Consider the following 14,865-nt stretch of genomic DNA (forward strand, 5'->3'; position numbering starts at 1 on the left):
ATCACAGAGGAAATATTCATTGTATATCCCTTCTATTGCTTGACGATTATCTGACGAAAAATGAATTAGCATAAACGATGATGTTGAATAATATTTTTAATGGAAGCGTTCATGTTATCGTCAAATTCAACAGGATATCGGCTTACGCCAACGTCTTCTCCCATCAGGGTCATGGTTTTTTTCACTGCGGCTGGTGAGAAAGCAATGGCATATAAGGTATTACGCAATTCGCTGACCTGTTCCTGAGCAAGCCGCGACCCCTCGATATCGCCGGCATGGAAGCGATGCCAGATCTGGCTGACGGCCTCGGGCGCGACGTTGGCCAGCCCGGAGATACAGGCTGAACAGCCGTCAACAAATCCCTGATGGATGAGCGAATCTGGTCCGTTCAGAACATCAAAGTTCGGCAAGCCTTTCACCGCTTGTAAATAGCCGCTCAGGCTTTCATAACTGCCTGCGCTGTCTTTAATACCGATGATGTTGGGATGTTCGGCCAAAATACGTACGGTTTCTGGCTCCAGCGTGTTGCCCGTGCGCGCCGGAATGTTATACAGAAATACCGGTACGGTCAGCGCATCGGCGATGGCCCAATAGTGTGCGATAAGCTCTTTCTGTTTCAGCGGCACAAAATAGGGGGTGATCACGGAGACCGCATCGACCCCCAAAGCAGCGATACGTTTACCGAGTTTGATGGTTTCGCGAGTGGAGATTTCGCCGATGTGACCGACCACCGGCACCTTGCCTGCGGCTTCATCGACGCAGACTTCCGTTACGGCAATTTTTTCATCGGTATGCAGAACAAAAAACTCGCCGTTGGTGCCGTTGCAGAAAATACCGTTGCCATATTTCATCTGGCGCTGCACCTGTCGACGCATAGCGACTGGATTAAATTCACCCTGGGTGTCAAAGGGCGTCACGATGGCTGTCAGTACGCCGGTAATGTTTTTACTCATCATTTCCTCGTGGATTCGTTATCAAAAGATGAAAACTTAAAACAGCGTTAAATAAATTTTGCGTACGTCATCGGCACTCACCGGGGCCGGCACGTTTTTCATCAGACGCTGAACCTGTAACGCGCCATCGACCAGATAAGGCAGATGCGCTTTTTCAACCCCAAGCTGTTGCAGCGTATCGGGCAGGTTGAGCCGCTTCACCAGCGCGGTGAAATACGTTATCAGCGCCTGGGCTTTCTCCGTGCGACCGAGCGTCAGCTCGGCATCCGGCAGCAGATCGTAGGCTTGAGCGAACTTCTCCTGCGCGGCCGTCTGTACAAACCGCATACAGGGGGCGAGCAGAATGGCGTTCGCCACCCCATGCGGGATGTGGTATTTGCCGCCCAGCGGATAGGACATGGCATGCACCAGATGGGTTCCGGAATGGGCAATGGCCGCGCCGCCGTAGTAAGACGCCCACAGCATATTCAGCCTGGCTTCCAGATTGCCCGGCTCACTCACCGAGGTCTCAATATTGGCGAACAGTTTTTTCAGACCGATTAAGGCGTAGTTATCACTGACCGGGTTTGCCGCGGTGGAGGTGAAACACTCAATCAGATGGCATAACGCATCAATACCGGTGGAGGCGGCGATGTGAGCGGGCATGCTGGTGGTCAATTCGGGAACCAGCGCCACATAGTCCGGCAGCATCACCGGCGTAATGATGCCGACCTTGGTCTCTTTTTCAGGAATAGCCAGAATCGCATTGGGCGTGGCTTCCGAGCCGGTGCCCGCAGTGGTCGGAATTAATAGCGACGGTGTTCGCCGCGTCGGCTTTTCACCGGCCAGCAACGTGTCGAGCGTGACGGCATCATCACCGGCGCACAGTACGGAAAGCAGCTTGGCGACATCCAGCACGCTGCCGCCGCCAATCCCAATCACCATATCGGTATAGGTGTGGGGCAAGTGCGCCAATATTCCCGCCACATCATGCTGGCTGGGCTCGGCGGGAACATTGTCCACCACGACCACCTGAGAGACTGTCTGCCTGACTTGCTCGATCAGCGCCTGTACATCGGACAGACCGACGATGTTCTTATCGGTGACAAACAATACGTGCTGTTTGCCTGCCATAAGATGGCGAATGTCCTGTAGTACCCGATAGCCGCTGATGATGGTGCTATTGATGTTCATGCTATTACCTTGCCTTTTCTTCCAGAATCCAGCCAATGCCGATGATTTGTTTCAGTCAAATGGCTTGAGGTCAATCAATGTAAAAAGCCATTTGCCACATTGTAGGGACAATTTATAGGTTAAATTCATTTCAAATAATTTGAGATTGCTCACATATAATCAAATATGATTTAATATAATCATTGTCAGGTAATCGATAAGCCGGAGATGGAGTATGCCGAAAGAGCAGCAGACAGCGGATCGGGTATTGGTCGTTGCGGATGATTTCACTGGGGCAAATGATGCCGGCGTTGGCCTGTCGCGGAATGGCGCTCAGGTTAGCGTGATGTTCGAAGTCGATAAGCTGCATACGGATCTGCTGGGTGACGCCGTGGTGATCAATACCGGTAGCCGCGCCGTGAACGCGGAGGCGGCGGCCCATCGCACCACACAAGCGGTGAACGCGTGGTATGACGCCGGCGGGCAGGGATGGGTAGTTAAAAAGATCGATTCCACCTTGCGGGGAAATATAGGGGCGGAAATTGAGGCGGCGTTGGCGGCCATACAGGCGCCATTGGCGCTGGTTGCTCCCGCCTCACCGGCGCAGGGCCGGGTTACCCGTGCCGGTCAGGTCTGGGTGCATGGGCGTTTGCTGACGGACACCGAGTTTGCCAGCGATCCGAAAACCCCGGTTAGCTCGGCGTCGATTGCCAGCCGCCTGGCGGAACAGACGACGCTGCCGATGGCGGAAATTCATTTAGCCGACATCCGTCGGGCCGATCTGGGCGCACGTTTTCATCATTTGGCCGAGTCGGGCGTGCGTCTGGTGATTCTGGATGCCGAGCATCAGGACGACCTGGAAAACATCGTCAACGCCGCCGATACATTGGCTTTCCGTCCCTTGCTGGTGGGCTCGGCCGGGTTGAGTGAAGCACTGGCGCAGACCCTGAATTTTCAGCCGGAAACCAGTAAACCGCTGCTGGCGGTGGTGGGTTCGATGAGCGATATCGCTCAAAAACAGATTATCGCCATCAGTCAGCGGCGTAATGTGCAGATCGTTGATATCAATATCAATGAATTACTTTCTCAGTCTGTTCTGACGGCGATGACCCGCTGGCGCGATGAAGCGCTCACCGCGCTGGAACAGGGACGCCATTGCATCATTCGAACCTGTCATCACGATAATCAACGTTTTGAAATCAACAACTTGTGTCAACAGCATAGGCTGAGTCGGCAACAGCTTGGCGACACCATCAGCCATGCGCTGGGGGAGCTGACGCGCAATATCGTCATGGCGAACAGCATGGCTAAGCGTCCGTTGCCGGGAGGGCTGTATTTATCCGGCGGTGATATTGCGATTGCGGTGGCGACCGCGCTGGGCGCCAGCGGTTTTCAGATCAAGGGGCAAATCGCCGCGTGCGTGCCCTGGGGGCGATTGCTGGACAGCGTGGTCGGCGATATCCCCGTTATGACTAAAGCGGGGGGATTTGGTAACGAAACCACTTTGCTGGACGTTTTGCGTTTTATTGAGGAGAAAGTCAGTGAGTAAAATTATTGCGGTAACCATGGGCGACCCGGCAGGTATTGGTCCGGAAATTATTATCAAGTCGCTGGCTGAGGGAGAACTCTCTGGCGCCCCGGCAGTGGTGATTGGTTGTGTGCAGACGCTGCGCCGTATTCAGGCGCTGAATGCGGTGCCGGCGGTTGAATTAAAGGTTATCAATAAGCCCGCCGACGCGGTTTTTACCCCCGGCGTGGTGAATATCATCGACGAACCGCTGGCCGATCCGCTGACGCTTAAGCCGGGCATCGTTCAGGCTCAGGCGGGCGATCTGGCCTACCGCTGCGTTAAACGGGCCACGGAGCTGGCGATGGCGGAAGAGGTTCATGCCATCGCCACCGCGCCACTGAACAAGGAAGCGCTCTATTCAGCGGGACATCTCTATCCGGGGCATACGGAATTACTGGCGAAGCTCACCCACAGCCGCGACTACGCCATGGTGCTGTATACCGATAAACTGAAAGTGATCCATGTTTCAACGCATATCGCGCTGCGTAAATTCCTGGATACGCTTAACCGCGACCGCGTTGAAACGGTGATTGCGATGGCGGATACTTTCCTTAAACGGGTTGGTTTCACCCATCCGCGCATTGCCGTTGCCGGGGTAAACCCGCACGCCGGAGAAAACGGCCTGTTTGGCGATGAAGAAATCAAGATTGTTTCGCCGTCGGTTGAAGCGATGAAAGCCAAAGGGATTGACGTATACGGCCCATGCCCGCCCGATACCGTCTACTTACAGGCGTATGAAGGGCAGTATGATATGGTGGTGGCGATGTATCACGATCAGGGTCATATTCCGCTGAAGCTGCTGGGCTTTTATGATGGCGTCAATATTACCGCCGGATTACCTTTTATTCGTACCTCCGCCGATCATGGCACCGCGTTTGATATTGCCTGGACAGGAAAAGCGAAGTCTGAGAGCATGGCGATCTCAATCAAGTTGGCCATGCAGCTTGCGTAATATCGGGAGATTTTCTATGGCTGACGGGAGTTTTTAATTAAATAAATGGATATCGTCGTGGGGCAAACATTGAGTGATGCTTTCCGCGTAAGCGGGGATAAAGTGAGAGGTCAAAGCCGTCTTGATCAGATTATGGATTATCTGAAAAGCCATAATCTGGTGACGGTGGATGAACTTGTTACTGTCATTGATGCTTCCCCGGCGACGATTCGCCGCGATCTGATCAAACTGGATGAGCAGGGCGTTATCAGCCGCAGCCACGGCGGCGTCACGCTTAACCGGTTTATTCCCTCCCAGCCGACCACTAATGAAAAGCTTCAACGTAATTTACAGGAAAAACAGGCCATCGCCCGCTATGCCGCGACGCTGGTGAAACCGGGCAGCGCGGTGGTGCTGGATGCGGGCACTACCATGTTGGAGCTGGCGCGCAATCTGACGCACCTGCCATTGCGGGTGATCACCGCCGATCTGCAAATCGCCCTGTTTTTGTCCGAATTCAAACAGATTGAAGTGACGATTATCGGCGGGCGGATTGATGACAGCAGCCAGTCATGCATCGGCGAACACGGCCGGCGTTTATTACGCAGCATCTACCCGGATATCGCGTTCATCAGTTGCAACTCGTGGAGTCTGGAAAAAGGCATCACCACGCCGACCGAGGAAAAAGCCGGCGTGAAGCAGGATCTCGGCCTCAACGCCAGCCGCCGGGTTTTGCTGGCGGACAGCAGTAAGTACGGCGCTTATTCACTATTTTGCGTCACGCCCTTATCCGATCTTTCGGATATCGTCACCGACGGCGGATTACCGCCGGAAGCTCAGGCTCAGCTTAAGGCGCAGCCGTTTAATTTGACGTTGGTGTAACAAGGCATCTCCGCTTTATAAATGTTTTATCTGTGGAGCGGTGCGACATCGCACCACTGCACGTGAGTCATCCGCCCCGCATATTCAAAGACTGCCCGCTCTGACTGCTTTCCCTCGCAGGAATGCCGCCTTACTTTATTCAGATTTTTATCTCCTGCTGTTGATTTTGTGATCCACAAACCATTTCTAAGGGATGTCCTAAGCCGGTTATTTACTCGCCATAAACAACGGTGCTAGCATCCTGTTATGCAATGTAGAACTTAGTTCTATAATGTAAAACAAAATTATCGATAGGTTCTCAATCGTCGCGATTAACGTCGTCGAAAGACAAGGGCCTTCCTCTCTTGGTGTTGTAAGGAGACGTTCATGGGGTTTTGCACAAAATTTTCCGGGATCATTCCTCCGGTATCTTCGATCTTTGCTGCCGATGGTTCGTTGGATGAGACCGGAATGCGGCGTGTGATCGACTATCTGATTACGGCTGGCGTGAATGGTTTGTTTTTCCTCGGTACGGGCGGCGAGTTTTCGCAAATGTCGGCGACAGAACGGATGCGGTTGACCGAAACGGCTATTCGCCTGGTGGATGGGCGCGTTCCCGTATTGATCGGGGTTGGCAGCACCAATACACGGGAAGCGGTGGCGCTAAGCCAGCATGCGCAATCGGCAGGCGCGGATGCGGTGGTGGCCATTAACCCATATTACTGGCAAATCACCGAAGAAAATCTGTTCGGCTACTACGGCGCCATTGCACAGGCGGTCGCGCTACCCGTGATTTTGTACAACTTCCCAAAACTGACCGGGCAGGATCTCTATCCTGAATTGGTGAAACGCCTCGTCGATGCACATGCCAATATTGTGGGGATTAAAGACACTATCGACTCGGTCGCCCATTTACGCGACATGATTACCACCGTGAAGTCTGCCCATCCAGATTTCAGCGTGTTCTGCGGGTTTGATGATCATTTGCTGAATACACTACTGCTGGGAGGGGATGGCGCGATTTCCGCCAGTGCCAACTTTGCGCCGGCGTTGTCTGTCGGCCTGTATCAGTCGGTATCCGACGGCGATTTGGCGCAGGCCGCCGCGCTGCATAAAACTATTCTGCAATTGCCGAGGCTTTATCAAATCGACAGCCCATTCGTCAATGTGGTGAAAGAGGCGATGAAGTTGATGGGGTTGGATATTTCGACTGTCTGTCTGCCGCCTACTCAGCCTCTGAACGACAGGCAGAAAGCGCAGGTCAGGCAAACGCTAATTGACGCCGCTCTATTTCCACAGGAATAACGCACGCTACGGATAGAATAGGTTACCGCTGTTCCCCAAGGGATACAGTGATTTTAATTCTACTGAATAAGTGAAGAAGCCATGTCTATTAATACTATTTTTAATCAAGACAATGCGCAGGTCTATGACATTCATACCCACGCGGCGGGGCCACAGGGGGCGCTGCCGTTGACGCCGGAAATGCTGATCGATTCGCCGAGCGGCCATATTTTTGGTCTGACGCTCAACGCCGGCATGGGGTGGGATCCGAATAAGTTATTGGGCAGTGAAGTGTTGATTCTTGGCACGCAGGGCGGCATCCGCGATGCGGATGGCACGCCGGTGGCGCTGGGTTACCATACCGGTCACTGGGAAATTGGTTTGCAAATGCGCGCCGCCGCCGAGGAAATTGCGCTTCATCGCGGCGTACCGTTTGCCGGCTATATCAGCGACCCGTGCGACGGGCGCTCTCAGGGCACCACCGGGATGTTTGACTCTTTGCCATACCGCAATGATGCGGCGGTGGTTTTTCGTCGTCTGATCCGTTCCCTCCCCACCCGTAAGGCGGTAATTGGCGTCGCGACCTGCGATAAAGGACTACCGGCGATGATGATTGCGCTGGCATCCATGCACTCTCTGCCGACGATCATCGTTCCCGGCGGCGCCACGCTGCCGCCGACGCACGGTGAGGACGCGGGCAAAGTGCAGACGATTGGCGCGCGGTTTGCCAATCACGATCTGACGCTGGAAGAAGCCGCGATGCTCGGCTGCCGGGCATGTGCTTCGCCGGGCGGCGGATGCCAGTTCCTCGGTACGGCCGGTACGTCACAGGTGGTGGCCGAAGGACTGGGGCTGGCGCTGCCGCATTCCGCGCTGGCGCCTTCTGGGCAGGAGGTCTGGCTGGAAATTGCGCGTCAGTCGTCGCGCGCGGTACTGACGCTGGAGCGTAAGGGGTTGACGACCCGGGATATTCTGACCGACAAGGCGATTGAGAATGCGATGACGGTGCACGCCGCTTTTGGCGGGTCAACCAATCTACTGCTGCACATTCCCGCCATTGCACATGCCGCGGGGTGTCAGATCCCTGGCGTCGATCAATGGACCGCCATCAATCGCCGGGTACCGCGGCTGGTCAGCGTATTGCCTAACGGCCCGGTTTATCATCCGACCGTGCGCGCGTTTCTTGCCGGCGGCGTACCCGAAGTGATGCTGCACCTGCGTGCATTAGGGCTGTTGCATGAAGATGTGCTGACCGTTACCGGGGAAACCTTGGGTGATAACCTGGCATGGTGGGAAAATTCGGCGCGGCGGCAAATATTCCGCGAACGTTTGCAAGAGCTGGACGGCATTCACCCTGATGAGGTGATCATGAGTCCGGCGCAGGCTCGTACCCGAGGCCTGACGTCGACGATCACCTTTCCGGTGGGCAATATCGCCCCGGAAGGATCGGTCATTAAATCGACGGCAATAGACGACTCGGTGGTCGGGGAGGATGGTATCTACCGGCATACCGGTAAAGCCAGCGTTTTTACATCGGAAGCGTTGGCGATTAAAGCCATTAAACAAGGCCATGTGCACAAGGGCGATATCATGGTGATCATCGGCGGCGGGCCGTCGGGAACCGGTATGGAGGAGACGTATCAGGTGACGTCGGCGCTGAAGCACTTACCTTACGGCAAATATGTTTCGCTGATTACCGATGCCCGCTTTTCCGGCGTCTCTACCGGCGCCTGCGTCGGGCATGTCGGGCCGGAAGCGTTGGTCGGTGGGCCGATTGGCAAACTGCGCGATGGCGATATGATTGAAATTATCATCGATCGTCGGGAATTGTCGGGATCGATTAATTTTATCGGCAGTGAGGAACACCCGCTGACGCCGGATGAAGCGGCTGAGGTGCTGGCGAAACGCGAGGCCCATCCTGATTTGAGCCCCCACCCGGAACTGCCTGATGACACGCGTTTATGGGCGGCGCTACAGGCGGCCAGCGGCGGAACCTGGAAAGGCTGTATTTATGATACCGATAAAATTATCGAAGTATTACAGGCAGGTGTAAAAGTATTAAATAAATAATACCGAATAGCCAAAAATAAAAAAGATAATTATCTGACTGGAAATAATGTGGTGCATTACCGCTTGGTTTAATTAAACAAGCGGTAATAGCCATCGGGTAGGTGTTGTCTTTTATTTTTCATGCGATTTATTTTTATATGTTTAATTTTAAAGTTGCCGGGATGTTGGTCGTATTTCTGCAACTTTAAATAAATGGGATAGGTTTGTAAGAAATAAATGTTATTGCAGGAGTCGTAGGGTTAATTATCAGGGAAAATCATAAGTAATAGAAAACTATCTTACCTTTAATAATATAAAAACCCGGAGTTACTGATATGCCTTTATTTATTGTCTGTGTCGGGATTTTTTTCCTGCTTATTCTAATCATGAAGTTAAAGTTGAATACGTTTGTATCCTTGCTGATTGTCGCCTTTGGTGTGGCGCTGGCACTGGGTATACCGCTCAACGGCGTCGTGAAGTCCATTGAAAAAGGGTTGGGCGGCACATTAGGCCACATTGCGCTTATTTTTGGCGTGGGCGCCATGTTGGGGCGGTTAATTGCCGATGCCGGCGGTGCGCACCGCATTGCCGTGACGTTGATTAATCGATTTGGTGAACGTCATATTCAATGGGCGGTGGTGATTGCGTCATTTATTGTCGGGATTGCGCTGTTTTTTGAAGTGGGGCTGGTATTGCTGATCCCTATTCTGTTTACCATGTCGCGGCAGTTAAATGTGTCCATTCTGCATTTGGGCATTCCGATGATTTCCGCGTTGCTGGTGACTCACGGCTTCCTGCCGCCACATCCCGGCCCAACGATGATTGCGGGGGAATATGGTGCAGATATCGGCACGGTATTATTTTATGGCATTATCGTCGGTGCGCCGACAGTAGTAATTTGTGGCCCGCTATTCAATAAGGTAGCAAAACTTATTGTTCCGGAAGGCTTCAGCAAGGTCGGGAATATTGATTCCCTCGGCATGCAGAAAACCTTTCAACTGGAAGAGACGCCGGGATTCGGTATTAGCCTGTTTACCGCCATGTTGCCGGTTATATTGATGTCGGTTGCGACGCTGGTATCGATGGTACAACAGCAAATCGGCGTGGCGGATAATTTGTTCACCGGGGTAATAAAATTTCTGGGTGACGCCTCGGTCGCGATGATTATCTCACTGCTGTTCGCCATCTATTCGATGGGGCTGAACCGGCATATTGCAGTGAAGGATCTGATGTCCTCATGCAGTTCCGCGGCTGCCGGTATCGGGATGATGCTGCTGATCATTGGCGGCGGCGGCGCCTTCAAACAGGTGCTGATCGATGGCGGCGTGGGCACCTATGTCGCCGAACTGTTTGCCGGCACCTCGGCTTCACCCATTCTGCTTGCCTGGGGCGTTGCGGCCATTCTGCGTGTTTCTTTGGGCTCGGCCACCGTCGCGGCCATTTCCACCGCCGGGCTGGTAATTCCGACTCTGGCGCAGAGTCACGCCAATCTGGCGTTGGTCACGCTGGCGACAGGGGCGGGCAGCGCCATCGCTTCTCACGTCAACGATGCGGGTTTCTGGATGATAAAAGAGTATTTCGGATTGACGATGAAAGAGACCTTCGCCACCTGGACGTTATTGTCGACGCTGGTTTCTATCTTTGGTCTGGCGTTTATTTTACTACTGAATACGGTGATTTAACGGTCTTGCTCTGGTGTGGCCTGACGCCATACCAGAGCGGCAGTCTCAGCCTTCGTAGCCAAGACGTCGGGAAAGTTCCTTGGATGCGGCCTTCAGCAGCACAATGTAGTCGTTGAATTCCGCATCGGAAACGCGGTTGGTGAGCGTCGACATACTGATTGCCGCAATGGTGCGGCGGGCATGATTCCAGATCGGCACGGAAATACATCTCACGCCCTGCTCATTTTCCTGATTATCCAGCGCATAGCCATTCTGACGTACCCATTCCAGCGCTTGTAGATAAGTTTCCCGATCGAGGATGGTGTTGGACGTTTGCTGGGTAAATTCATAGTCTTGCAACAACGCGTCGATTTCATTTTCGGGGTTGAACGCCAACAGAACTTTCCCAATCGCCGTCGCGTGAACAGGCAACCGCCTGCCAATACGCGAAAATGTGATGACCGCCAGTTTCCCTTCCACTTTATCGATGTAGACCCCTTCTTTGCCGTCAAGGATGGCAAGGTGGGTGGTTTGACCGGTTTGCGATGCCAGATCCAGCAGGTAGCTGCGCGCTTTTTCACGAATATCAATGGAGTTCACCACCAGATTACCGCGTTCAACCAGCTTCATTCCCAACCGATACTTGCCGTTTTCACGGTTTTGATCGATATAACCCGCGACCTGCAATGTTTTCAGCAAGGAGTGCAGGGTACTTTTATGTAACCCCATTTGGGTGCTGATATCGGTAATTTTGATTTCAACGTTGTATTCGTCAAAAAGGTCCAGAATACGTAAAGCACGTTCCACCGACTGGATGATTGGCATAGAAAAACCAACTGCTTATGAGGGGTAGGGTGAGTTTTGAATGGTACTACGTCAGTCAGGGTAAATCAATTTGCCACGGTTGACATTGCAGCGTTTTGTGAGCAATCGGGCTTAACTTTGCGGGTCTTGCAATAGCTGGCGCAGGGTAGGTTATTTCCCCGCAACCAGCCTTTTCCTGACATGTCGCTTTCCCCTCTCTCTTTCGAGCTTCAAACCCATTACCGGGTAAGGAGAGGTCAGGTTTGCAGTAGGCGTACCAATAGCCTGTGGTTATCACGATATCTCATGCTAACCATTTTATTTTTAAGTAAAAATCAGAACGGTTAGGTTTACCTGATATACCATGAATAATCTCATGGAAACGATAAATGATTATATAGTATAGAAAATTATCAAAATATTTTCAACAAAACCTACAAAGCGTAATGTTATATGTAAAGTTTTTTATAACATACTCTGTGAAACATTACATTGTTATCAGCGACTACTAAGTGGATAGGTTAGGCTGTGTCCCTTAATCATCTGAGTTATAGTAACTATCTGTTTCCAGAATATATTGAACTATGGCTCGCTACGTTCTACCCGATGATGCATGGACTCTCATTCAGCCCTTATTGCCTGCGCAACCAGATTCACCACGTGCAGGACGGCCATGGGCAGAACATCGCATGATCATCAACGGCATGTTCTGGATACTGTGCTCAGGAGCGCCATGCCGCGATTTGCCTGAACGATACGGCCCATGGGAAACCGTTTACAACCGCTTTAATCGATGGTCAAAATCGGGAGTGATTAACATTATTTTCAATAAGTTACTCTCATCTATTGACGCTCATGGACTCGTTGACTGGTCAGCAACGGCGCTAGAGCGCAAAAAACATCCCGATATCACCGGAGATAATAGCCGGGGTCGCTCTCGCGGCGGTTTGGCACCAAAATCCATCTGGTTACAGACGGAAGTGGCCTCCCGTTAACATCGTGCTGAGCCCCGGACAAGCCCACGAGAGTCAGTTCGCACAACGTCTTCTGGATAACATTGGCATTCAGCGCCAGACCGGTAGTATGAAGCGCCGTGGTCATGCGGTACTGGCTGACAAGGCATATTCAGGGCATGCATTACGTTATGAACTGAAAAATAAAGGTATAAAGGCAGTTATTCCCCGAAAATCAAATGAAAAATGGCGTCGGATGGTCGTTCACAGCTCGATCGCGTTATTTACCGCAAGCGCAATGTTGTTGAACGATGTTTTGGCCGCCTGAAAGAATACCACCGCGTAGCAACACGTTATGACAAAACGGCGAGAAATTATCTGGCGATGGTGAAACTGGGCTGTATCCGGCTCTTTTATCAACAGGTATGAAATTAAGGGACACAGCCTAGTCTGATGGACTGTGAAGTGCCTGTTAACCCCGAGCCTAGTCATTCGAAGATTGCGTTGAACCCTCTTGGAAACCGCACGCTGAATACTTTTTCACTTATTGAAACCATCTAAAGAACTGCTCAAAAAAACACCCCCCCCTGCGAAATAAAGAAATCCGCGCCAGTGACTAACTTTTCATTTCTTATGCGTTCAACTCTGAGTTATAGTCAGTAACAGCGACATACTCAATCACTTAGGCAACACCAATAAGTGAGGGCGGTAGCATACCCTAGTCTTAAATTGATTAACCTATCGATAGTAAAATCAAAAAAAGTCTTAAAATATTGCACTAAAACAATACGCCGCTGATCATCCTAACAGTTATATATTTCATAAAATCACTAAATTTCCGGCTAGACTAAATGCAAATATACTCCTTATGATTTATCTCCAAATTAGTAGATCCTATTACAAAAGGAATCATAATGAAAACGAACAAAAGATTTACCTCTGTGAGAAGCAAGATGGAAAGCCAAAAAAGAAAATTTGAAAAAATAATGAAGCAAAATAAAACAAATGAAGAAAAAACATCAATTATATTTAATGAGTTATCACTACTAAGACAGACTTCTACTACAGCAGCAATACATGCCTACAAAAACTTCTTAAGCATTGAAGATGCCGATAAGTTAATGCGCGCAAGATATATATCCAATGACGAAAATATATTTAAAATCAGTCAGATACACACCATTAAAAAAGAAGCAAGCACGGATGTTATAAATTGGGTAACAACCACATTATCATATTTCTCGAATGAAATTAATGAATTTCTAGTAATGAGAAATAAATTCGTTAAATCACTGATGAATTCATCATTTAGTGAAGCAGCAAAACTATTAGATGAAATAGAACATAAGTTTGGAAAAACTTTTTGGAGTTTAACAAACAAAATGATACTAGTCTATTTCAAAAAAGATTTGGCAGAATTCAATCGTATTTCTAAAGAAATGCAATTACTCGAACATTCATATTCTAAATCTCGCATAGGATATGAGGTGGTAAGATGCAACAGGAATATCTCGGCTGAAAGGTACGTTTTTTCAATTGGAAAAATGATTGAGGAAGTGAGGTTGGATGGCGTTTTTCATGCAATCGATACAATTTGCTACAGGCATTTATTCGACCCTTCAGCCAACTATGAATCAATAATTAACATATATAAAAATGATTATGACATAAGAATAATAGACCAATATATTTCTTATCTGAGATTTGTTCTATATTTGAAAAATTGTAATTTACTGTCCGATGAATCAGAATCTACCTTAGAACAATTAAATTTAATCATCGATGATAAAGAGCTAAAAAACTTAGTAAGTAACATGCGTAACTTTAATGGTAACAGAATAAATGAGGGTCAGGTTTTATACCAAAAAATCATAATGCTTTACCTTGAGGAGTCATATGAAGAAGTAGTAAATTTATGTGAGCGTACACTGGTTGAAGAACCTAACTTATCTGTTATTTATATTCCTTACGCGAAATCATTAATACAACTTGGGAAATACTGTTCCTTTAATAATGTCTTGGGTGAGATTATCAATTTAATAATTAATATTACATTAGATAATGACACTGAGAACTCCTTAGCCCAGTTGATGAAAATAAGTCAAGTACTGAATGATTATAATTGGTCATTTATCCTGAACTGTGTTCTGGCAAGTTATAACGGTGAAGGTGATAGTAACACTCATAAAAAATACAGCTTTGTAGACCTATGTTCACTTAACAATAACATAATGGACCTTGATGAACTCAGCAAAGATATCATTAATAACGAGTCAATACCGGAATGGCGAAAAAACAAATATACGGCTGATCACCTATATCACTTAACAGAATATGAGCAAGCACTAAAATACTATAAAATGCTAAATTCGCGTGATGAATCATATGCACGCTCTAAAATAATACAGTGCTATTACAAACTAGGCAATACTGATAAGGCTAATGAAATTATGGCCACGGAATTATTAAAGGAGACAAACCCTAAAACTTTACCAATAAAAATTATAGTTAACGACATTATTGACCTCCTCCCATATCCTGACCCAGGATCAATTAGAGGATCTGTCTTTTTTGGTGACTTCGGATAAATTCTGCCGGAGTCAGATCATTTAATGAAGAATGTGTCCTGTCATGGTTATATTCTTCC

General features: G+C 49.6%; 10 protein-coding genes and 1 pseudogene. 8 read left to right on the plus strand and 3 right to left on the minus strand.

The features are described 5' to 3' along the window. Positions 1-65: 65 nt before the first annotated feature. Both JG725_RS13730 and JG725_RS13735 read right to left on the minus strand, forming a co-directional pair. A complete protein-coding gene (locus JG725_RS13730; protein ID WP_172290674.1) occupies positions 66-953 on the minus strand; it encodes a dihydrodipicolinate synthase family protein in 888 nt (295 codons plus the stop codon). Positions 954-989: 36 nt separating this feature from the next. Beyond that, complete coding sequence (locus JG725_RS13735) at positions 990-2,126, minus strand: iron-containing alcohol dehydrogenase (protein WP_199378479.1); 1,137 nt, start codon at positions 2,124-2,126, stop codon at positions 990-992. A gap of 214 nt (positions 2,127-2,340) precedes the next feature. Here JG725_RS13735 and JG725_RS13740 point away from each other — a divergent pair, with 214 nt between their 5' ends. The 6 genes from JG725_RS13740 (at position 2,341) to JG725_RS13765 (ending at position 10,482) form a co-directional block, all read left to right on the plus strand. Next, positions 2,341-3,654 (plus strand): four-carbon acid sugar kinase family protein, encoded by a 1,314-nt coding sequence (locus tag JG725_RS13740; RefSeq protein ID WP_199378481.1) that lies wholly within the window; start codon positions 2,341-2,343, stop codon positions 3,652-3,654. Next, complete coding sequence (locus JG725_RS13745; RefSeq protein ID WP_172290671.1) at positions 3,647-4,627, plus strand: D-threonate 4-phosphate dehydrogenase; 981 nt, start codon at positions 3,647-3,649, stop codon at positions 4,625-4,627. The genes JG725_RS13740 and JG725_RS13745 overlap by 8 nt, the downstream gene beginning before the upstream one ends. Before the next feature lie 45 nt (positions 4,628-4,672). Next, positions 4,673-5,488, plus strand: a complete 816-nt coding sequence (locus JG725_RS13750; protein ID WP_172290670.1) for a DeoR/GlpR family DNA-binding transcription regulator — start codon at positions 4,673-4,675, stop codon at positions 5,486-5,488. 366 nt (positions 5,489-5,854) lie between these two features. Further along, entirely contained in the window at positions 5,855-6,772 is a 918-nt protein-coding gene (locus tag JG725_RS13755) for a dihydrodipicolinate synthase family protein (protein ID WP_199378483.1), read from the plus strand. 81 nt (positions 6,773-6,853) lie between these two features. Then, positions 6,854-8,821: a YjhG/YagF family D-xylonate dehydratase gene (locus JG725_RS13760; protein WP_199378485.1), complete on the plus strand. Its 1,968-nt coding sequence runs from the start codon at positions 6,854-6,856 to the stop codon at positions 8,819-8,821. Between the two features lie 314 nt (positions 8,822-9,135). Next, positions 9,136-10,482, plus strand: coding sequence for a gluconate:H+ symporter (locus JG725_RS13765; protein WP_199378487.1), 1,347 nt, complete (start codon positions 9,136-9,138; stop codon positions 10,480-10,482). Positions 10,483-10,527: 45 nt separating this feature from the next. Here JG725_RS13765 and JG725_RS13770 read toward each other — a convergent pair whose 3' ends face one another. After that, positions 10,528-11,286, minus strand: a complete 759-nt coding sequence (locus JG725_RS13770; RefSeq protein ID WP_199378489.1) for an IclR family transcriptional regulator — start codon at positions 11,284-11,286, stop codon at positions 10,528-10,530. A 563-nt stretch (positions 11,287-11,849) separates the two neighbouring features. Here JG725_RS13770 and JG725_RS13775 point away from each other — a divergent pair. Continuing rightward, a pseudogene (locus tag JG725_RS13775) lies at positions 11,850-12,647 on the plus strand (IS5 family transposase). 485 nt (positions 12,648-13,132) lie between these two features. Then, positions 13,133-14,806 carry a hypothetical protein gene (locus JG725_RS13780; protein ID WP_199378491.1) on the plus strand — a complete coding sequence of 558 codons (1,674 nt, stop codon included), beginning with the start codon at positions 13,133-13,135 and terminating at the stop codon, positions 14,804-14,806. The last annotated feature ends 59 nt before the right edge of the window (positions 14,807-14,865 follow it).

This window comes from Brenneria sp. L3-3C-1, from assembly GCF_016456245.1.
In the GTDB taxonomy this organism is placed as follows: domain Bacteria; phylum Pseudomonadota; class Gammaproteobacteria; order Enterobacterales; family Enterobacteriaceae; genus Brenneria.